Consider the following 19,980-nt stretch of genomic DNA (forward strand, 5'->3'; position numbering starts at 1 on the left):
TATGCTTAATAAAATTCTTAGTTTGATAGTGTGCCTACGCTACGGGAAGTTGCCAGCCGAGATACGGTATTTTTACAGGGATACGCTGAGGTGCCAGGTGCAGCAGTGGAAGTATTTATGGAATGATTACGTCAGCCGTAAGAAATACAAGGCACTTGAATTTAGCGGCGAGTTTGCTCCGGAGTTGCAATTTGCGCTGCCGTTCGCCTATTGGCACTATAAAAATGGCACGCTGAAATCAACTACCTCTTCAAAATACACCAAAGAACTATACTTTTTTTCCCCTGATCATACGGAGCAGTTCGATACCCGGTCTAATGAAGGAAACTATAATTTTGAGATGCCTCGCATTCTGTATAGCCAGGATTACGATATGTCAAAATGGATTCCGGCACCGCTTAAGGAAAAGTACAGGAACGATGTATACGTCTATGATAAGCCCATTCTGATTATCGCTAACCGGTATAATATGGAATGGGATGGGCCGCCTGTCAGCTATTACAGCATCGAAATGCTGGCCTTAATCCTTGACAAGCTTAAAAAGCGCTACACGGTGATCTATAACCGGCCGCGCCCACAGCATATCACGATGGATAACTCCGATATTTATGACATGGACGAATTCAGCTGGCTTTCCAGTGAGCATCCGGACGTAATTCTGATGGAAGACCTGTTCACAGAAAATAAGGCAGGTGCCAATAATTTCAACCATTTGCAACTGATGGTGTATGCCAACGCCAGCAAGTTCATATCCATTCATGGCGGGACGGCTACGCTTGCGAGCTATTTCGGGGGCACGAACCTGATTCTCTCCAAGAAGGGTCCAGAGCATCATTTCAGATGCTTTCAAAAGCTCTATCCGCAATTTTCTGGTGCTAAGATATTGCACGCCAAAACAGACGATGAGGTTAAACAATTCGTCGAAGCGCATTTCTGAGTCATGGAGGGAAAAAAGGACTATTGGCTCAAATCAGGGTTAATCAATATTATCCAGAATTTTTCGGGCGTTTTATTCGGCTTTGCGGGTTTCTACTTGTTAGTCAGGATTCTTTCCAAGCATGATTTTGGTGTTTGGACCCTTTTCATTTCAACTACCACGATCCTTGAAGCCATTCGCAGTGGCCTGCTGCAAAACGCACTCATCAAATACATTTCATCCAGCGATTCAAAAGAGCACCCCGACATTGTGACGGCCTCTTTCGCGATTAATACTGTCGTTCAGCTGTTTTGCATTGTTTTGATCCTGGTGTTTGCACCTTACCTAAGCCGACTTTGGGAGGCAACCCAGTTGGTGGAAATGATGTACTATTATATCGCTATTTATTTCCTTTCAGGTTTTCAGGCACAGTTTAACGGAATCGAGCAGGCCCACCTGCGGTTTAGCGGGACTTTTGTCACGACGACTGTACGACAGGGCATATTTTTCGCGGTTGTTCTCGGTTGCTATCTGTTAGGTTTTTCGGTGGACCTGATTTTTCTGGTGTGGGTACAAATTGTTTGTGCATTAGCTGGTATGCTCATTGCGTACAGTCATGCCCGCCCACGGTTGGCACTCTCGGCGAAGATTAGCCGAATATGGGTTGGAAAACTGTTCGGCTACGGGAAATATGCCTTCGGAACGCTGATCAGCTCATTGCTTTCCAATACAATTGACCAAATGATGATTGGTGCGATGCTGTCGCCGGCAGCATCAGGAGCATTCAATATTGCAGTGCGGATCACAAACCTCATTGATATACCCGGTAATGCAGTGGCAATTATTGTTTTTCCACAAAGTGCAAAAAGAATGGAGTCGGAGGGAGCGGCAGCGATCAAATATTTGTACGAAAAGTCGGTAGGAACTACGCTTGCCCTTGTGGTGCCGGTTGTGATCTTCCTCTATCTTTTTTCTGGTATCGTCATCACGCTCGTCGCAGGAGAAAAGTACGCCGATTCGATTCCTTTGCTACAAATCACACTGCTGTATTGCCTGCTGATCCCGTATGGCCGACAGTTTGGAACTATCCTGGACTCGATCGGAAAGACGCGGATAACTTTTTTCGTAGTCATCGGTACGGCGACGCTTAACCTTTGTCTTAACTACTTTTTTATCCGGCGGTTCGGGGTTGTTGGAGCGGCATATGCAACCTTGTGCTCGAACATTGTTGGTTTCTTGATTGCACAAGCCATTCTAAAAAAGGAAATTGGTGTGAACCTTTTCAATACGTTTGTCTATATGTATAAGTTTTACCCCGAATTTTTCGGCCAGTATGTCCGTCCGATGTTGAATGCAAAGTCCAAAAAGAGCAGCGGAGAGTAAGTAACCGGGAGGCGGATTATCCCAACAGAAGGTGCTTTCACCTTCGAATCTGCGGTGATCATCCCAAAGGTGTCATTACAAGAAGTTTACCGTGGGGGATGTATTATAAAATTTTTTAATTTACGGATTAATTGAAAAACGCGAACCCGATCTGATGTGAATCTATCGAATATCCATTGCTAATGAAACTGAAAGGACATCAGATCTTAATTTTTGGCTTACCTCGTTTCGACGCACCCATTGAGTCCACCAATTACACGACAGCAAAATTGCTGGCACGTGAAAACGAGGTCTACTATATTGAAAATCCGTTCACCCTGCGAGATTTTTTTTGGATGCGAAAATCCGCTGAATATCAGCGGAGAAGACGATATTTCTCGCTGTTAGGTCACTCGATCATTCAAACGGAGATACCGAATCTGAAAGTAATTGTCCCACCTTTTTTGCTATCGATTAATTTCCTGCCGGAGAACAGATTGTTTCGTGCAGCATTGAAATTGAACGAGCTGCTTATCCGAACCAAGCTCAAAAGCATTCTAAGAGCCTACAAGATCAGGGACTACATTTTTATCAATTCGTTCAATTTTCACTACCCCACACTCTCCGACGGCCTTGCACCCAAGTTGACAGTGTATCATTGCCTGGATCCCATGGTTTTGCCGTTCAATCGCCGTCACGGGATCGTATCGGAGGAAATTCTTGTGAAGGGGAGCGACGTTGTCATTTGTAGCAGCAAGCGGCTTTATGAAGAAAAGAAAAAGCAAAACCCGCAAAGTTATTTTGTGGCTAATGCAGCAGACCTCGGTCATAGTAGCAAAGCGCTGAACGAGGATTTGCCCATATCACCGGTTATCTCCGATCTGAAACGACCGGTGATAGGTTATCTTGGTACGATAGAGCGTCGGATCGACTACGATTTACTTAAAGAAGTCATTCTCTCCAACCCGGACAAGAATTTCATTTTTGTGGGACCGGTTTCGAAGGAATTTGTCCCGGAATGGTTTAACACTGCAAACAATGTTCACTTTCCTGGTCCCATAGGCTATGACGAGATGCCAGCAGTTATCAAAGGATTCGATGTTGCCTTGATACCATTCAAAAAAGACGAAGTGAGCAGCAGCATCTTTCCACTTAAATTATTCGAGTATCTTGGAGCTGGCAAGCCGGTTGTTGCGATTGACTTTAATCCGGATTTGAAAGACTTTACTAAAGGTATGGTTGCCTTTTGCGAGGATGCTAAAAGCTTTTCGGACGCTATCAATTACGCACTTGAAACGGATAATGATGAGTTAAGGAGAAACCGTGTAAAACTTGCTGCCGAAAATACTTGGGAAAATCGGGTGCAGGTAATCGCTGACATCATTCATCACCACCTCGAACAGGTTATCGAACCATAAATAACCTTTCAATGAAAAAGATCAAAGACTACATTTCATTGTTGCGAATTCACCAGTGGGTAAAAAATACGTTTATTTTTTTACCCGCTTTTTTTGGGTTCCAAATCACAGATGCTGATGTTTCCAGGCAGTTGATATTTTGTTTTTTCGCTTTTTCCTTTCTAGCCAGCAGTATATATATATTCAATGATATGCTTGATGTTGAGAGTGATAAACTCCACAAGACCAAGCGCAACAGACCCCTGGCTTCCGGTGCGGTATCCAAAGTAGAGGGCATTATATTGATGATCGCTGTCTGCACATTAAGTATTTTAATATTTATCTTTTTTATTCCGAAGGCCTCCGTTTGGTTTTTTGCGGGCGTCTATTTCGTACAAAACATATTGTACACGATTATCCTGAAACACATATCCTTGATAGATGTGGTTTTGATATCATTGGGGTTTGTCCTGCGGATAATTATTGGAGGGGCGGCCTCCGGCACCATACTCTCTCATTGGATTATCCTGATGACATTCGTTTTGGCTTTGTTTCTTGCATTGGCGAAGCGAAGAGACGACGTTTCCAGTTATATGCAAACGGGCGTTAAGGCCCGGAAAAATATTCAGGGTTATAATCTGATATTCCTGGACGTATCGATTACCATCATGGCGACTGTCGTAATAATATGTTACATTATGTACTGCACGTCCGAGGAAGTTGTTAGCCGCTTGCATCCATTCGTTTATTTCACATCGTTGTTTGTTATACTGGGGGTGCTAAGGTATTTGCAACTCACATTTGTTTGGCTGATCAGCGGTAATCCCACTATGGTTTTGTTGAAGAACCGTTTTTTGCAGGTCGTACTGCTATTATGGATACTCTCTTTTGCTGCCTTGATTTATTTCAAAGATTTCTTTAGCCAACTTTTCCTATGAGCAAAAGGTTTACTAACCTTACCTATCTGACTGGTTATGTACTCACTGCGGAAGTTGCGTTAACACTTGTTATTTCGACGGTATGTTTCGCTTTGGGGATAGTTATGTCCGCCTGGCAGTTTCCGGTTGCGTTTGCATGCGCAGGGTTGCTGGCTTTTCCAATTGCAAAGCTGCATGAAAACTCGTTAGCGTTATTTGTTGCATCGCTTCTGACAAGTGGATTCCTGATTATACTATCCATTCTTGTGGCTGGACTTTTCTATGATGTGTCTTACGATGGGCAAGCTTACCACCAGGAAACCCTGATCCAGCTTAGAAATGGATGGAACCCATTTTACGAAAAGCTTTCGGATTCCGTGAACCAAAGCTTGTATATAAATCATTATGCAAAAGCAGGTGAATTTGTTGCTGCATCGATTTATGTGCTGATGGGTTCCATTGAATCTGGAAAAGCCGTCAATCTTATTATGTTGCTCGCTGCCTTTTGCCTGACCTCATCGACGTTGTCCCGGGTTGTTACAATTGGGGTGGTCAAGACGACGGTAGTTTCCGCATTCATTTGCTTGAGTCCAATATGCGTCAACCAACTTTTGACCTATTATGTGGACGGGTTGATCGCAAGTTCCTTCGTATGTTTGTTTTGCTGTTTTGCGCTTATAGTCGTGGCGCCCAATCGTTATAATTTAGTGTTGCTGGGTCTGGTACAACTAATTATGGGCAATATTAAATTCTCGTCGCTCGTCTATTGTGTTCTTTTCGGGGGTATATTCCTGGTTTGGCTTTTCTTTTTTAACAGGCGACAACTGCTCGCGGTTTTCAACACGTTCGCTGTTGCAGCAATCTTTACGGTATTTCTGGTAGGCTTTAACCCGTACGTAATTAACACCACCAAATACGGTCATCCGCTATATCCCGTAATGGGGGCAAAAAAAGCCGACATTTTTACATATAACTATCCGAAAGGATTCGAGCATAAAGGCGCATTCGATAAGTTTTTTTCATCGTTGTTTGCTCATACCAGTAATCCAACGCTCACCAATGGTGGGAAAGTCGAATTAAAAATACCTTTCACTTTCAATAGGGCAGACATTGTAAATGCGCCCAAAGTTGACCCCAGGATAGGCGGTTTAGGGCCCTTGTTTAGCGGTATTTTATTGGTTTCTTTTATTTTGCTTTTTATCTACATCGGCAAGCGTGGCCTGGATCGCAATGCCCTGTTCGTTTTGTATTGGGGAGTATGCCTGATGTTGTCAGCAATCTTACTTCCGGAATCCTGGTGGGCAAGATATATACCCCAATTGTGGCTTCTGCCGAGCCTGATTCTGTTGTTGTATGAAGCACAGCCTTTCAAATCTGCCCGCCTGCCGGCCATTGTCTTGTATGTAGCGATGTTGATTAATATATCATTTTCCGCGACTAATTTTGCCTGGAATTTCCTGATATCAAAAGTGGTGGACTATCAGATGGACACCTTAGCCGAATCGCCTAAGCCAGTTATCGTTCAATGGGGGAGTGCAGCGGCAAACCGGATTCGTTTTCAGGAAAGGGGTATTACCTACTCCGAGGAAAACTTAGATGGCAAATCCACAGAAAACATTATCCGTTCGGATTCCAAGTTTTTATTGCCCGAAACGCAAAGACCTTTAAAAGAGAAACCTATATGGGTAGTATGGGGGGAGAAGTTCGTGACAGCAGAAAAGTAATTGCCGTCTTTGATTTCGACGGGACAATTACAAACAGAGATAGCTTTTTTCTCTTCCTGTGGTATTCGCAGGGGCTCATGTCTTTGCTGTTGAAATCGATCTTATCGATTCCCACCCTGACTTTGTACGCAACCAAAGCAATGCCAAATTACCAGGCGAAGGAGCGAATATTCTCAATCTTTTTCGGCAACCTCGAAATGGAAAAATTCGAGCGCTGTTGCGAATCCTTTCGCAGCATTTTGAATTCTGTAATAAAACCTAATGCCATTCAAAAAATAAAATGGCATCAGGAAATGGGACATGAAGTGGTCATACTCAGCGCGTCGGCCGAAAACTGGATTATCCCATGGGCGAAGGGAAATGGGATTTATATCGTCTTGGCTACCCAATTGCAGGTGAAAGACAGTCGATTGACAGGAAAATTTAAATCCAGGAATTGTTACGGTGCCGAGAAGGTTGCACGGCTTCTTAACCATTTTCCCGGAAGGCAGAATTATGAGCTTTACGCATATGGTGACAGCCGTGGAGACAAAGAACTATTAGAAATAGCAGATCATAGTTTTTACAGAAAGTTTATGTAACCGGGAGCTGCTTCCAATAGTCGTTTGTGATATTGGCTTGTCTAAGATTCAGCAAGTTGAAATGGAAAGTGCTTGACTCTATCAGTTAATTGAGTGTTTTCACTTGATGTTTAAATCGCTTAACGAATGCATTGAAGATACTGCCATCGTCCATTAATCTTCTCGGCGAAGTGAATACGATCGCTTTTTGAGACGCGACCCGCCGGAGTTTTCCCACGGACATCAGATTCACGGCCATTTTGCCATCTTCACTTTCGTTTTGAAAATCTGCCCCCTTAGCATTGGCATAAATACGTTTGTTGTTTATCTTAAAACCGCCCGTCTCTAAGCCGTTTTTTGTTTCAAAACCCATATTATAACCGTAGACATTGATGTACTCTTTGTTCTGACGCGTCCGCATACCGACCGCAATTTCACCCAAAAGCTCATAGACGGCCAAACCGAAGCGACTCTGACCTTTCGGAGGCACAAATGAATGTCTGCCATAAACACAGGAAACATTCGGATCTTTCATTAATGGCTCAACCATTAAGTCGATCCAGTCGGGGGGATACAGTGTATCGGAATCTGCACATAGAAAGTATTTTCCCCGGGCTTTTTCCAGACCCATTTGCCGAGCAAACTGTGTTCCCTGAATTGTCTGAATGAATGTTTTCACACCAAGCGTGTCCAGAATTCCCCGCGTACTATCCGTCGAATTGTTGTCGATCACAATGATTTCCGTGCGGTGTTTGGTATTGTTGCTCGCAAGGGACGACAGCATTCTAAAGATGTTGTTTTCTTCATTCCAGGCAGGTATTGCAACAGTGATTTCAGGATCGCTTACATTAAAATGGGCGAGGCGCTCTCGAAGTTGCGTTACCTCGGTCTGGGAAAGTTCAGCAAATTTGCGATCATTAAATAAGTGAGGCGTAGACCACTTAGGAAGTCCGAAAAAATTCATAATCTCAGAAATAGCAGGGAAAACGAAAAGTAACAAAGTTCCTCCTGAACCCACCGCCCTACTTAAATCCGAAACTGGGTAATTGGCCTGGTTTTGTAATTTTCAGCAGGCCAGGATTTTAACCCGAGACAGATCGATGTATGGTATGCATTGAGCTTAGAGTATGGCTAAATTTAAGTTTTTTTTGTGGATTGAAGCGTATGTGTACAAAATAGTTTTACAAAACTGATCTGTTACAGAATGGATATTCAGAACAGCTAGCTCAACCGTAAAGTCAATTATAGATCCACAGCAGGCCAAAAAAAAATTTCGGCGCTCTGATTCGGAGCGCTTTTGATGTTGGATTTATATTGGCGACTACCTATATTTGGGAGAACTACTACGACATGGCCACTACTAAAAACTCTCTTAAATATCTCCTGCAGCGGATATTTGGTTTTCGGAACTATCTATACTGCTTTTCATTGTATAAAATTCGGACGCTGGCAAGCGATGAGAATGAGAAAGTTATCTTCCGCTTTTTAGAGCTGGTCCCGGAAGATTCCATTATACTGGATATCGGAGCCAATTTGGGCTTCATCAGTTTCCATCTGGCCCAGCGGCGTGGCTGTCAAGTATTGGCGTTTGAGCCCATGCCCGATAACATCGCTACCATTAATCGCGTTATCGCGTCCCAAAAGCTGACCAACGTTACTTTATGTCCGATTGCGTTGGGGGACAGCGAGGGAAGTTTAACAATGGTTATGCCCCTGAATGGTAAAATTCCTATGCAAGGACTTAGCCACGTAGCCCAGGAATCGGACCTCTCAAGTGGGTTGACTTTTACAGTTCCTGTTAAGAGGCTGGACGATTTGCCGGAAATCAATAACGCCTCGAAGCGGGTAGGAGGGATTAAGATCGATGTGGAAGATTACGAATACTTTGTGCTAAAAGGAGGCAACGCCCTTCTGGAACGTGATCACCCTGTGATTTGTATCGAGCTTTGGGAGAATGAAAACCGTCCCAAAGTTTTGAATTACCTGACAGGTCTCGGCTATGTTCCTCACATACTCGACAACAACCAGCTGCGCCCGTTTACTGACATGAATGAAAAGATCAATACAAACAACTTCATTTGTATAGCGACAAACGCTTAACAATGTCCCATTGAACGACGTTGACAATGCGTCATTCGATCAGGTTAAACGTGCAGATAAAGCTGTTTAGGCCTGTGTCGGGATCGTGCTCGTAGGCAAATTCATCGGAAGCTTTGGTCATGATCAACAGCCCGAAATGCTCGCTGGTATCGGATAGCAGGGCAGGCATTTCCATTTCGGCGAGCGCTTCTATAAAAAAAGTAGCCTTGCCCGATTCGTCGGTGCGCACGCATAGCGAGTCCATTCCATTGTGGTAGATCGGGAAGCCCATGGGCCTCACCAGTTTTTCGAGTGGCCACATAATCTTCTTTTTGTCCTGACCCACCAGCATCAATGGTGTACCGTAATCCTCTTTTTTAAGTACAACCATTTTCGGCGAAACGCCGATCTTAAGCACAGATTGCCTTTCCCCGGAGTGCTTAACGGCATTGGTAAGCAATTCCATGATCACCCACTTGATTTTGGCAAGTAAGGCATCGTCCGCCCGAGATGAACCGGCTTTATTCCGGATATGGGTCAGGCACACGTTCAATGTACCTGGAATACCCTCCCGGTTGCAATCGAAAACTATTTTGATCTGATCCGAAAATTCCTTCATAACTAAGCTAATGTGCCCATCGCCGCTTCGAAACTGTCGAATATCCGAAACACCTTGTCCATCCGGATAAGCGTGAGCAGGTTCTTCACATCCGGTTTCAGAGATACCAGGTAAATATCGACATTGCGTGGCATGGCGTATTTTAGCGCCACCACCAAACTACCCAGAAACGAGCTGTCGATGTAGTTGACGTTTTCAAAACTCACTATCACCAACCGGACACCCTGTCCGAGGATCGTGATCATTTCTTCCTTGAATAAATCGGCATTGGAAAGACTTGCTTCTTCGGGTAAAATCGTGGCCTGCACCACGCGGTTGATCTCCTCGACTTTCAGTATCATATAAGGGTTGTTGTTTTTTCTATAAAAATGATGCTCGCGTCGTCCATCTGGTTACTGTCGTCGATGCGGTCAAGAACATGCTTCCGGATCAGCTCAAAACTGTCGGCCTGTCCGAGATAGGGGGTTACTTTTTCCACAAAAAACGGATAGTCGCTCTTCTTGGAGCCATCGGAAGGAATGTCGATCATGCCATCGGTAAAAATCGCGAGCTGGTCGCCTGGCTCCATCGTAATTACACGGTTGTCGTAAAACCCGTCTTCCAGCAAGCCGAGCAGCAGTCCCGACGACTGCACGGTCGATGTAGTGCCAGTTTGGGCTGAGTAACTGATCAGCGGAAGGTCGCCCGCACCTGTGTAATGCACATTGCCTGTGTGAGTGTCTAGCAGTACGATGGAAAGGCTCGACAAGATATTTTGCAGACTTTCGTCCAGGTAAATCAGCTTGTTGATCTTCTGAACGATGGTGGCAAGGTCGAGTTCCTGATCGAGCACGCAAAAGCGGATCGCCGCACGGATATAGCTCAGAAAACCGAAGGTAAAAAACCAGGCTTTCCATTTTTTCCCCATAATATCACCCAGAAACGCGAAGCAGAAGCGGCTGTCGACCTGCACAAAATCAATAAAATCGCCGCCCGGATATCCCATGTACCCTTTGTGCCAATAGAAAATGCGGTAACCATTCACAATGGGCGCATGCGTGGGAATGGATTTCACATTCAGCGTTTCCGCCGCCACTTTCAATTCCCTGACCGATCGTACGTGCTCATTTGCAAGCGTTTTGATGATGTTGTTCAGCTTGCTAATGATAACCGGGATCGGCGTTTCCTTATTAATGAAGTCCAACGCCGACATATTCAGTCCTTCGAGCACTAGCTTGTTGTCGGTAAACGAGGTCAGAAATACGAACGGAATATCACTAATGCTCGGATTCAGGAGCACCGCCTGGCGGAAATCGAAACCATTCATTTCGGGCATGTCATAGTCCGAGAGAATCAAATCGGGCGTTTCAATAAGCAACATTTGGAGGGCTTCTGTTGCCGACTCGCACGGTACACAGTTATATCCCGCTTTTAAAAGCGCCATTTCGATAACACGCCTGAAGAGCAGGTTATCTTCCACAAGCATAATTTTCTTGACAGTGGTTGGCGGGTCGGGGAAGCTGATCATTTTTTGTTAAAGTTTAGCACAAACATCAGTACTCCTCCGAATATAATCAGCAGTGACACCAAATCCATGATCGTGACCCCATCATTGATATTAAAATAATACACTGTGAAAAGCTCGAAACTGGGCGGAGCGGGCATAATGATCATGGCGAATCCAACAACGATCAGCAAAATCGCCAGGATGAACATCAACCCTTTCTGCACCACTTTGCCGCCGCGCTTGGGCGCGTTCATGCGGCTGTCGATCTGGTTCTCGGCAAGAAGCTTCTCTAATCCCTCCAATAATTCCTCGCGGGAAAGGTTATTGTCCTGGTCAAGCTCCCTGAAAGGGGCGATCCGCTTTTGTGTTGAGGCTGACCGCTCGAATGCATCGGCGATCTGTTTCTGGTATTCCTTGGAATGCTGCGCGTCGATATCCGTCTGCTCGATCGCCTTGATGAGCTCGGCCAACTGTTTTTCAATCCGTACCGTATCGCTACCTTTTTGCCCGGAAGAATTTGGTTGGGACTCTTGATCGTCGGGCAGTCGGTTGAATTTCACGCTATGTAAGATTTTGTCGCAATAAGGCGCTTTGAAATGCTTAATGGGTGTTTTTGCCAAAAACCGGCGATCATTTCCGGATTTTGGTTAAAGCTATGTTTTTATTATTAAATTTGAAATAGTTCTACAAATCAATAAAAATATTCCTCCGTTTTAGCCTCCTCATCGGTCTAGTTTTGCGCATGAAAAAAGTTTCCATCGTAACGGTGAATTTCAATCAGCCGAAGATTACCGAAGATTTACTGAAATCACTTGCAGAGGTCAATAACTACCCCAATCTTGAAATCATCGTCGTCGACAACGGAAGCAAAGCCAACCCTGTGCCCGAGTGGAAGGAGCGTTATCCGGGGACTATCTTTGTCCGCTCGGACCTGAATACGGGTTTTGCGGGCGGTAATAACATAGGTATGGCTTATGCCACAGGCGACTATCTGTTTTTAATCAACAATGATACCGAAGTAACCGCCGGGCTTATCGGTAAGCTGGTGGACTCGATGGAAGCCAACCCGAAAATCGGTATGATCTCCCCCAAGATCCATTACTTCGACCAGCCGGGCATACTTCAATACACCGGCTATACCCCAATGAATTATTACACCGCGCGCAATGCATGTATCGGGCAGTTTGAGCAGGACCGCGGGCAATATGACTTTCTAACAGGCCCCACGGGCTATGTGCACGGGGCAGCGATGATGGTCAGCCGCCAGGCCTGGCAAAAAGCCGGGGGAATGGCTGAAAACTACTTTCTCTACTATGAGGAACTGGATTGGTGTGAGCGGGTTAAAAAAGCGGGTTACGAAATCCACGTCAACCTCGATGCATTGATTTACCATAAAGAATCGGTATCGGTAGGCAAGCGCACAACTTTAAAGGAGTTTTTCATGAACCGTAACCGCATTTTGTTTATCCGCAGAAATGCGCCGGGACTTCGGTTTTTTCTGTTCTGCTGTTATTTCACGATCGCCGTGGTGCCGCGTAATTTTATTCAATATATCAAAAACAAAGAATACAACTTTATTCCCGTGTTCTGGAGCGCCATTACCTGGCATTTCAACAATAAACCCGATAGCGAAAATCTTGGCTTCCCACTGACGCGCTAACTTATGAAGATACTTTTCTGGCTCAGTCTGTTCATCGTTTTCTACACTTTCCTCGGCTACGGCATTTTGCTGTACGTTTTAGTCCGCATTCGCCGTGCATTCAAAGGTAAAAGGCTCGCACCGGGCCTCGACCAGGATTTCCCCACACTCACGCTTGTGATTGCGGCCTATAATGAAGAAAGCATTATCGAGGAAAAGATCGCAAACACGCTGGGACTTTCGTATCCCGCCGAAAAACTGAAACTGGTTTTCGTTACAGACGGATCTTCTGACCGAACGCCCGAACTGGTTGCCCGATATCCGCAGATTAAACTCATGCACACGCCCCTGCGCAGCGGGAAGATACTGGCCATGCACCGGGCCATGGACGAGGTCGATACCGAAGTGGTGGTTTTCACCGATGCCAATACCTTTATGAATAAGGATGCCCTGTTACTGATTGCAAGGCATTATGCGGATTCCAGAGTAGGGGCGGTGTCTGGTGAGAAGAGGGTCATGCAGGATGCGCTTTCCGACGCAACTGCCGGGGAAGGTTTTTACTGGAAATACGAGTCGACGCTCAAAAAGTGGGATTCAGAGCTTTATTCGGTAGTGGGAGCGGCAGGTGAGCTTTTCAGTGTGCGGCGGTCGCTGTACCGCTCGGTGCAGCCCGACACGATCCTGGACGACTTTATGATCTCGATGCAAATTGCAGAAAAGGGCTACCGCATTGTGTATGAGCCGGATGCCTATGCGTCGGAGCTTTCTTCGGAGAATATCAAGGAAGAGTTGAAACGCAAGGTGCGCATTGCGGCAGGCGGCATTCAATCCATCCTTCGTTTGAAAAAACTTATGAACCCGTTTCATGACCCGCTGCTTTCATTTCAATACATCAGCCACCGCGTGCTGCGTTGGACGGTGACGCCATTCATGATGATCCTGGCGTTGGTGCTTAATATCGTTATCGTTGCCCGGTCGGGTGGCGTGCTTTACCAGCTTTTGCTACTAGGGCAGGTGGTATTTTATGTGCTGGCTCTGTCGGGATGGGTGCTCGAAAGGCAGAAAATCAAAGTCAAGGCACTTTTTGTACCTTATTATTTCTGCATGATGAACTACGCGGTGCTGGCAGGTATTAAAAGGTATTTAAAAGGCTCGCAGAGTGCTGCCTGGGAGAAGGCCAAAAGAAAGAGCGCATAGCCTTCCGGCCATGCGCTCTTTCTTTTGAACATCGCTTACAGCTGTTTCAAACGCTCGGATTCCGATTCCAGGACGGGGATCAGTTCTTCGATTTCCGTCGAAATGCGTAGGTACATATCCAGAAGCTTTTCTTCCGATTCATTTTCCTTAATGGCTTTTTCGAGCACTTCCACCTTCGGCCTGATGTGCGTCAGGCCGGTCATAGTAAACGAAGGTTTCAGTCCGTGAACGATACTGGCCGATTCTTTGAGGTCGCCTGAGCCGAGTGCCCTTTGCAATGACTGCCAGCGAGGAATAGAATCACTTAGGAACGCGTCAAAAATCATGTACAGGATTACAGGATCTTCTCCGTAGGCCTGGTCGATGTACGCAAGGTCCAGGGCGGGGTTGAGTTGTAAGGCCATCGGTTGTGTTAAGTTTTTCAGAGGTCTGTTAGTGGATTGGGTAAGGTATTATTCGAAGAAATACTTCGACAATATAAATGGTTTCTGCAAAACTATCACTTTATTGTTGGTTCTCCTGCGGCTTTACTTCTTCCTTAGCCGGCTGTTTGGCATCTTCCTTGGCCTTTTTTCGGAAGTATCTGCGAAAAAGAAAGTTGGAACGCAGCGCTGTCATGTTTTCATCCAGCTTTTCGGTGGTACTTTCCAGATTTTTCAGCGTTTCTTTCAAGTTTCCTGCTGTGGCTTCGTCATGCAGTAAGACGCCTAACGGGCTGGTTTTGTTGGAGTTCAGCTCGGCACTGGCGGTTTTTAGATTATTTACCATCACATTGGCCGACGACACCGTTTCGTTCAGGCGCGCAATGCTCCCGCGGAGGTCTTTCATGATGACTGTGTCGGTGGCGAAGTCATTGGCGAGCCCGCCTTTTTCATTCAGTTTGGCAGTATATCCGGCCAACGATGCGGTGAGTGACTGCGCATTCACCGATGCTTTTTTCATAGCGCCCAGCGTCTGGTCGAGATCGTTATAAAGTCGCTCATCGTTCAACAGCATACCCACTGTACCTTTTCCGGCGAGGATGTTCTTGCTGATCGTCTTGAATGCACTCGTAATGCCCAGCAGGTTCTTGTTGTTTTCTGAAAGGACAGCGAGCATTTCTTCGGTGCTTTCGATCTTTTCGACTACCAGCTCGTCACCGTTTTCAATAGAAGGCACTTTTTGTGTACCGCCGTAAAGCACGATGATCTTGTTTCCGATCAGACCGTCGGTACTCACTTTCGCCTTGGCATTCTTTCGGATAAATTCCTGCGACTTTTCCTCGATATTGAGCATTACCTCCACCTTGGAATTGGCCAGAAATCGGATACTTTTTACTGTCCCGATCTTGACACCGGAATACCAGATGTTGTTACCGATTTTAAGCCCGTTCACATCATCAAAAATGGTTTTGACGGTAATGGTGGAAGAAAACGCCTTTCTCATACTACCGATGGTGAGAATCCCTACCACGAAAATGAGAATGCCGATCACGACGAATAGGCCTACGTTAATGGATCGTTTGGTTGATGTTGCCATTACTACTGGATAAAATTATAATCGTAAAAACTTTTAATCCGCTCTTCGTCGGTATCAAATACTTCTTCAAACGTGCCGGTTTTCAGGAATTGGCCATCGAGGAGCATCGCAATGCGGTCGCCGGTTTCCCTCGCGCAGGTAAGGTCGTGTGTGATGATGATCGAGGTGGTCTGATATTTCTCTTTCACCTCGTTGATCAGCTCGTTGATTTCCAGACACGTGATAGGGTCTAAGCCGGCCGTCGGTTCGTCATAAAGCATGATTTCAGGTTTCAGGATCAGCGTACGGGCGATACCAATCCGCTTGCGCTGCCCACCCGAAAGCTCCGCAGGCACCTGATTAATCGTTTGAAGTAATCCGACCGCATCCAGTACATATTCGACCTGCTCATCAATATCGGCTCTGGTGAGATTGGGGATATTCCTGACGAGCGGGAATTCCAGGTTCTCGCGCACCGTCATACTGTCGTATAATGCGCTGTTCTGGAAAGAAAACCCAATTTTCAGGCGCAGATCGCGCAAATCGTTTCCGGTCAGGTTGGAGACTTCTTTCCCCAAAACGATGCAATCACCACGGTCCTGTTTGAGCAGGCCTATCATAATTTTGATCAATACGGACTTTCCCGTTCCCGACCGACCTAGGACAACCATATTTTCACCCTTATGGACCGTCAGGTTCACGCCCTGCAAAACATGCAGGCTCCCGAAAGACTTGTACAGGTCGCGTACTTCGATAACCGGCTCGCCGGGTTTAAAATCTTCTTCCATTTTAAGCTCTGAAATAATTGGATACCTGTACGATGATCACCTCCTCTATAAAGATGAGGAACATGGAGGTTACCACGGCGGAGTTGGCGGCTTTACCGACGCCCTCCGTTCCCTTGCTGGCATTATAACCCTGGTAACTGCCCACAATACCGATCGTGAAACCGTAGGCGATCGCCTTTGCGACCGACGTCCAGATGTCGAGGAACGTAATCTGCTCGAACGCATTCTCGAAAAAGGCGATGAAACTGGTGCCTTCATTGAGTGTTACGTTAAGATAGGCTCCGAACAAACTGACCATCGAGCAATAGAACATCAATACCGGAATGGCGATGGTACAGGCGATTACACGCGTCACTACCAGGAATTTAAATGGATTCACCGCCGAAACTTCCATGGCGTCGATCTGCTCGGTAACGCGCATGGAACCCAGTTCGGCGCCAATGCTGGAACCGATCTTGCCCGCACTGATCAGTGCGGTAACCAGTGGCGCAAGTGCCCGCACAATGGCGATGGCAACGAGGGAAGGCAGCCAGGATGTGGCTCCGAATTCGGATAGCGACGGCCGCGACTGCTTCGTGAAAACCATTCCGGTAATGAAGCCCGTAAGGCTGATCAGCAGCAGCGATTTGTTTCCAATCGCATAGCATTGTTTAACAATTTCCTGGAATTCCATTCTCCCGCGAAAAATTTCACGGAAAAAGCGGATAAAGAAAACATATGCATCATAAACCGCAAGTAAGGCATTGTCCAGGCCTTTGCTGTATACAAATTGCTTTTTTTTAGCGCTCATTCAATCGGTACAAATTGTATTAGACTTTATTAATCAGGCTGTTGGGCAGCATTGTTTTCTCGCCTTCAAGCATCCGTTCCTCAAACCAGCGCATCCGGTAGGCGTTCATTGCGGTCTTTCCAAGCTGGTCGAGCAGGCGATAATTGACTATCAGTCCCACCGCTGCACCAATGCCGGGAATCAACTGCGCCATTTTAGCGAGGTCGATATAGTCGCGGTATTCTTGCTGGAATGTCTTCCAGTTAAACTGGTGGATATCGTCAGGAAGGTGTTGACTGTGCTGGTCCCAATGGACCATTTGTGAAAACACTTCCTGTCGCCCTTTCTGGCTCGAGAACGTCAATTGAAAAATATGGAGTATAAAAAGCCGTTCCCGGTAGTCGTCGATGGGCCTGCCGTACAACGCTGCTATTTCAAAAAGCAGTTTGATTTTGATGCCAATCAAGATAGGGAATTCAGCTAATGCAAGCCAAAAACCACCTGCGCCAGTAATGCCGCCTTCCGCAGCGCCGGCCTTTTTATAAAAATCGATCTTTCTGCGAACGGCTGTCTCTATCTCTTCCAACGATGCGCCGGGAATGCTCTGACCCGTCGTGAATTCGGCACCGGTGAGTACGCCACGTACCATTTGCTTGATGGTGCCGGTGATTACCTGGTGTATTTTGTCGGGGATAATGTTGTTGATCTTGTCCTGAACTTTCTTGGAAGTCCTGTCGATAAAATTAGGCCGCTTTTGCATTTTAAGCTGCCACTTGGTGAGTTCAGGTTTTATTTGCTCTTCATAATTATTGATGTGCATATCGTTCAGGGCTATGTCGGACAGGATAGAGAAATGGTGGTTTTGCCATTGGTTAGCAAAAATCATTCCAATATCGTACAAAGTCATGAAACGGCCGTAAGAATTCCCGAGGATATGCAGGGGTTGCCGGTTTGAGAACTGTATTTTGGGCGCAACGCTCAATATTATATGTTAAACTATCTTATCCACAATTTCCTGCTAAAAATCCGCTTCCCGGATTTGAATTGTACCACATGGACACCCGAAACGCTGGGAGCGGTGACCGTCCCGACGTTGATTCCCGTTACTTTCCGGCCCCACAAATATTGCCCCCGCAGATTGAAAAGCCCAATATATCCGGTTTCCCGGCCCGAAAACCGGATCGTTACTTCCTCACCGGACTTTGCCGGATTGGGATACAAGGTAAAAAGCGCATCCGGCGTCTCTTCTGTGCCCAGAATGACGGAAGGTGCCACTTCCGCATAAGCCGGCTCGGCCGATTCGGATACCTCATTTACGGCCACAACGCGGTATATAATGTTCACCGGCGAGTTGCCGGGTGCATCGTTCCATTCTACGACATTGCCGGCCACACGGGCAAGGGGCGCAAAGGCGGCCGCATCGCCGAACTTGCGTTCTAAAATGTACGTGGTGGCATTAGGCACCGCTTTCCAGGAAAGGTTTACCTGGCCTTCGCCTACCGTTTTTGCGGTGAGGACGGTACCGGAGAGTGCCGCAGCGATGGGGAAATTGTAAAAAGTGAATGCACGCATGCCGCTGGCATTGGTAATGTTCGGCCCCATAAACGGATAGTTAGGAGTGCCCTGTTCGACGTAAAGCGGCAGGTAATTCAACGTGGATGCATTTTGGGGAGCATTTAGGTCCAGGATAATGCGGTTACCATCGGCCCGGCCCGCTGTGACGGCGCCGGACTGGCCGCCGAGGTAGAAGAAATCTTTCAGATCCAGCAGCGTGCCGTGCTGGTAGGGGTCGGGGTATTTCAATTGCTGTCCCTGGTCGAATACCAGCGTGAGCTGCTTATTTTCAGCCGTGCTGTAAAATGCTTTTCTAATGTTCGGCGAATTGATATTGAAGGTGTCGGCGGGAGCGTAAAAATCCCGCAGCATCAGTCGCGAAAGCTCCATGCCACTTTGCCGGTTGCCTTCACGGCTGTAATGCAAGCCATCGAAACCGGTGGTACCGACTGTCGCCAGGTTTGCAATATCGGGATACATCTCCGGTAGACGCCGTTGATATTCGCGCAGGACGGCACCTACCAGCGAAGGCCAGTAAATAATGTCGATCTGAAAAACATAGTATTTTTGCAGCCCGGGAAAATCTTGTTTGAGGTATTTATATAGAATATCAAAATTCTCTTCCCAGCCGCCGCCTTCGTGGTAGGCTTCGCTTTCGCCTTGTCTGAAAATGTATGCCTTCACCGCATGGGCGACGCCCGCCTTTTGCGCGCGGTAAAGCATTCTGCCGTAGCCGGTGGAAAAGTCGGTGGGATTGTTTTCCGTACGCCGTGAATGCGAATAGGCCGACGACCAATGGTAACCTGCATTGATCAGGCAATTGGGAATGCCCGATTTTTCCATCAGTTGCTTTTGAATTTCGAAGCCCATTGTGCCCACGCCATTGTTGTAGGAATGCATATTTGAGAGCGTCCAAAGCGTGTCGGCCGGGTTATAGGGCGCATTGTTGAGGTTATCGGTAATTTTCCCAAATGTCCTGCAAAACGTGCTGGTGTCCGATTCTCCAAAAAAGCCCGTCGAATTGGACTGCCCGGATAGGATATAAACATCGCCGCTGACGACCCGTGTGCGTGTCACCACAAGTGTAGAATCGCTGTCTTTGCAGAGGTAGACCCTGAAATCATAATTGGCAAGCTCTGCCTTGATCGTGGTTTCCAAGCTGAACGAGCCCGTCCCGTTATCACCATAGCGAATATCGCCTTTCCGGTATTGGAAAAGCTGATTATTACGCATCACCAGTACTGAAACATATTTCCACCCGCGCGTCTCCACGACTCCCGACAAGGGCACTTTCGCCTCATTGTTTTGATCACGGGGGAAAAGTTGGTAGTCCTGCGGCAGCCTGTCAAACTGCACTGCATTGAAACGCTGTGCATGACTATAAGTAACTGCTAGGAGCGTTAAAATCGACGACAACAAAAAGTTGGCAGCGGTTCTTTTAGAAAGAGAGCCGCTCGGATAGAGGAGTTTCAGCAC

The 19,980-nt window shown here is 46.6% G+C and carries 20 protein-coding genes; 9 read left to right on the top strand and 11 right to left on the bottom strand.

What is annotated here, in order from left to right:
- The first annotated feature begins 1 nt into the window (after position 1).
- The 6 genes from LZD49_RS00540 to LZD49_RS00565 all read left to right on the top strand — a co-directional run bounded on the left by LZD49_RS00540 (position 2) and on the right by LZD49_RS00565 (position 6,897).
- On the top strand, positions 2-937 hold the full coding sequence (locus LZD49_RS00540; protein WP_234665356.1) for a hypothetical protein: 936 nt from the start codon (positions 2-4) through the stop codon (positions 935-937).
- 3 nt (positions 938-940) lie between these two features.
- A complete protein-coding gene (locus LZD49_RS00545) occupies positions 941-2,299 on the top strand; it encodes a flippase (protein ID WP_234665357.1) in 1,359 nt (452 codons plus the stop codon).
- Positions 2,300-2,481: 182 nt separating this feature from the next.
- Positions 2,482-3,696 (top strand): glycosyltransferase, encoded by a 1,215-nt coding sequence (locus LZD49_RS00550; protein ID WP_234665358.1) that lies wholly within the window; start codon positions 2,482-2,484, stop codon positions 3,694-3,696.
- 11 nt (positions 3,697-3,707) lie between these two features.
- On the top strand, positions 3,708-4,613 hold the full coding sequence (locus LZD49_RS00555) for a UbiA prenyltransferase family protein (RefSeq protein WP_234665359.1): 906 nt from the start codon (positions 3,708-3,710) through the stop codon (positions 4,611-4,613).
- 356 nt (positions 4,614-4,969) lie between these two features.
- Entirely contained in the window at positions 4,970-6,316 is a 1,347-nt protein-coding gene (locus LZD49_RS00560; protein ID WP_234665360.1) for a hypothetical protein, read from the top strand.
- Positions 6,283-6,897 carry an HAD-IB family hydrolase gene (locus tag LZD49_RS00565; RefSeq protein WP_234665361.1) on the top strand — a complete coding sequence of 205 codons (615 nt, stop codon included), beginning with the start codon at positions 6,283-6,285 and terminating at the stop codon, positions 6,895-6,897. Before LZD49_RS00560 ends, LZD49_RS00565 begins: the two co-directional genes overlap by 34 nt.
- A gap of 85 nt (positions 6,898-6,982) precedes the next feature.
- Here LZD49_RS00565 and LZD49_RS00570 read toward each other — a convergent pair whose 3' ends face one another.
- Entirely contained in the window at positions 6,983-7,840 is an 858-nt protein-coding gene (locus tag LZD49_RS00570) for a glycosyltransferase family A protein (protein ID WP_234665362.1), read from the bottom strand.
- Positions 7,841-8,304: 464 nt separating this feature from the next.
- Here LZD49_RS00570 and LZD49_RS00575 point away from each other — a divergent pair, with 464 nt between their 5' ends.
- Positions 8,305-8,976, top strand: coding sequence for an FkbM family methyltransferase (locus LZD49_RS00575; protein WP_234665363.1), 672 nt, complete (start codon positions 8,305-8,307; stop codon positions 8,974-8,976).
- Positions 8,977-9,007: 31 nt separating this feature from the next.
- Here LZD49_RS00575 and LZD49_RS00580 read toward each other — a convergent pair whose 3' ends face one another.
- The 4 genes from LZD49_RS00580 to LZD49_RS00595 are packed head-to-tail and all read right to left on the bottom strand — an operon-like array spanning position 9,008 to position 11,620.
- Entirely contained in the window at positions 9,008-9,574 is a 567-nt protein-coding gene (locus LZD49_RS00580) for an anti-sigma regulatory factor (protein WP_234665364.1), read from the bottom strand.
- A 2-nt stretch (positions 9,575-9,576) separates the two neighbouring features.
- Positions 9,577-9,915, bottom strand: a complete 339-nt coding sequence (locus LZD49_RS00585; protein WP_234665365.1) for an STAS domain-containing protein — start codon at positions 9,913-9,915, stop codon at positions 9,577-9,579.
- Positions 9,912-11,081 carry a response regulator gene (locus tag LZD49_RS00590; protein ID WP_234665366.1) on the bottom strand — a complete coding sequence of 390 codons (1,170 nt, stop codon included), beginning with the start codon at positions 11,079-11,081 and terminating at the stop codon, positions 9,912-9,914. Before LZD49_RS00590 ends, LZD49_RS00585 begins: the two co-directional genes overlap by 4 nt.
- Entirely contained in the window at positions 11,078-11,620 is a 543-nt protein-coding gene (locus LZD49_RS00595; RefSeq protein ID WP_234665367.1) for a hypothetical protein, read from the bottom strand. Before LZD49_RS00595 ends, LZD49_RS00590 begins: the two co-directional genes overlap by 4 nt.
- Positions 11,621-11,802: 182 nt before the next feature.
- Between LZD49_RS00595 and LZD49_RS00600 the strand changes: the two genes are divergently transcribed.
- Together LZD49_RS00600 and LZD49_RS00605 are read left to right on the top strand one after the other, a co-directional pair.
- Complete coding sequence (locus tag LZD49_RS00600; protein WP_234665368.1) at positions 11,803-12,720, top strand: glycosyltransferase family 2 protein; 918 nt, start codon at positions 11,803-11,805, stop codon at positions 12,718-12,720.
- A gap of 3 nt (positions 12,721-12,723) precedes the next feature.
- Positions 12,724-13,896: a glycosyltransferase family 2 protein gene (locus LZD49_RS00605; RefSeq protein WP_234665369.1), complete on the top strand. Its 1,173-nt coding sequence runs from the start codon at positions 12,724-12,726 to the stop codon at positions 13,894-13,896.
- 35 nt (positions 13,897-13,931) lie between these two features.
- Here LZD49_RS00605 and LZD49_RS00610 read toward each other — a convergent pair whose 3' ends face one another.
- The 6 genes from LZD49_RS00610 to LZD49_RS00635 all read right to left on the bottom strand — a co-directional run bounded on the left by LZD49_RS00610 (position 13,932) and on the right by LZD49_RS00635 (position 19,980).
- Positions 13,932-14,300, bottom strand: a complete 369-nt coding sequence (locus tag LZD49_RS00610) for an Hpt domain-containing protein (protein WP_234665370.1) — start codon at positions 14,298-14,300, stop codon at positions 13,932-13,934.
- A 100-nt stretch (positions 14,301-14,400) separates the two neighbouring features.
- Positions 14,401-15,414: an MlaD family protein gene (locus LZD49_RS00615; protein WP_234665371.1), complete on the bottom strand. Its 1,014-nt coding sequence runs from the start codon at positions 15,412-15,414 to the stop codon at positions 14,401-14,403.
- Positions 15,415-15,416: 2 nt separating this feature from the next.
- Positions 15,417-16,181, bottom strand: a complete 765-nt coding sequence (locus LZD49_RS00620) for an ABC transporter ATP-binding protein (protein ID WP_234665372.1) — start codon at positions 16,179-16,181, stop codon at positions 15,417-15,419.
- A gap of 1 nt (position 16,182) precedes the next feature.
- Positions 16,183-16,971 carry an ABC transporter permease gene (locus LZD49_RS00625; RefSeq protein ID WP_234665373.1) on the bottom strand — a complete coding sequence of 263 codons (789 nt, stop codon included), beginning with the start codon at positions 16,969-16,971 and terminating at the stop codon, positions 16,183-16,185.
- 19 nt (positions 16,972-16,990) lie between these two features.
- Positions 16,991-17,764 (bottom strand): EcsC family protein, encoded by a 774-nt coding sequence (locus LZD49_RS00630; protein WP_234666661.1) that lies wholly within the window; start codon positions 17,762-17,764, stop codon positions 16,991-16,993.
- Between the two features lie 182 nt (positions 17,765-17,946).
- Entirely contained in the window at positions 17,947-19,980 is a 2,034-nt protein-coding gene (locus tag LZD49_RS00635) for a sialate O-acetylesterase (RefSeq protein ID WP_234665374.1), read from the bottom strand.

The organism is Dyadobacter sp. CY261 (genome assembly GCF_021440085.1).
Lineage (GTDB): Bacteria > Bacteroidota > Bacteroidia > Cytophagales > Spirosomataceae > Dyadobacter.

What these genes read in the sequence shown, in the direction of transcription:
- LZD49_RS00580 (WP_234665364.1), bottom strand. Translation starts at nt 9,574, where the DNA reads ATGAAGGAATTTTCGGATCAGATCAAAATAGTTTTCGATTGCAACCGG.
- LZD49_RS00570 (WP_234665362.1), bottom strand. Translation starts at nt 7,840, where the DNA reads ATGAATTTTTTCGGACTTCCTAAGTGGTCTACGCCTCACTTATTTAAT.
- LZD49_RS00585 (WP_234665365.1), bottom strand. Translation starts at nt 9,915, where the DNA reads ATGATACTGAAAGTCGAGGAGATCAACCGCGTGGTGCAGGCCACGATT.
- LZD49_RS00610 (WP_234665370.1), bottom strand. Translation starts at nt 14,300, where the DNA reads ATGGCCTTACAACTCAACCCCGCCCTGGACCTTGCGTACATCGACCAG.
- LZD49_RS00590 (WP_234665366.1), bottom strand. Translation starts at nt 11,081, where the DNA reads ATGATCAGCTTCCCCGACCCGCCAACCACTGTCAAGAAAATTATGCTT.
- LZD49_RS00615 (WP_234665371.1), bottom strand. Translation starts at nt 15,414, where the DNA reads ATGGCAACATCAACCAAACGATCCATTAACGTAGGCCTATTCGTCGTG.
- LZD49_RS00565 (WP_234665361.1), top strand. Translation starts at nt 6,283, where the DNA reads ATGGGGGGAGAAGTTCGTGACAGCAGAAAAGTAATTGCCGTCTTTGAT.
- LZD49_RS00620 (WP_234665372.1), bottom strand. Translation starts at nt 16,181, where the DNA reads ATGGAAGAAGATTTTAAACCCGGCGAGCCGGTTATCGAAGTACGCGAC.
- LZD49_RS00600 (WP_234665368.1), top strand. Translation starts at nt 11,803, where the DNA reads ATGAAAAAAGTTTCCATCGTAACGGTGAATTTCAATCAGCCGAAGATT.
- LZD49_RS00545 (WP_234665357.1), top strand. Translation starts at nt 941, where the DNA reads ATGGAGGGAAAAAAGGACTATTGGCTCAAATCAGGGTTAATCAATATT.
- LZD49_RS00550 (WP_234665358.1), top strand. Translation starts at nt 2,482, where the DNA reads ATGAAACTGAAAGGACATCAGATCTTAATTTTTGGCTTACCTCGTTTC.
- LZD49_RS00625 (WP_234665373.1), bottom strand. Translation starts at nt 16,971, where the DNA reads ATGAGCGCTAAAAAAAAGCAATTTGTATACAGCAAAGGCCTGGACAAT.
- LZD49_RS00555 (WP_234665359.1), top strand. Translation starts at nt 3,708, where the DNA reads ATGAAAAAGATCAAAGACTACATTTCATTGTTGCGAATTCACCAGTGG.
- LZD49_RS00540 (WP_234665356.1), top strand. Translation starts at nt 2, where the DNA reads ATGCTTAATAAAATTCTTAGTTTGATAGTGTGCCTACGCTACGGGAAG.
- LZD49_RS00605 (WP_234665369.1), top strand. Translation starts at nt 12,724, where the DNA reads ATGAAGATACTTTTCTGGCTCAGTCTGTTCATCGTTTTCTACACTTTC.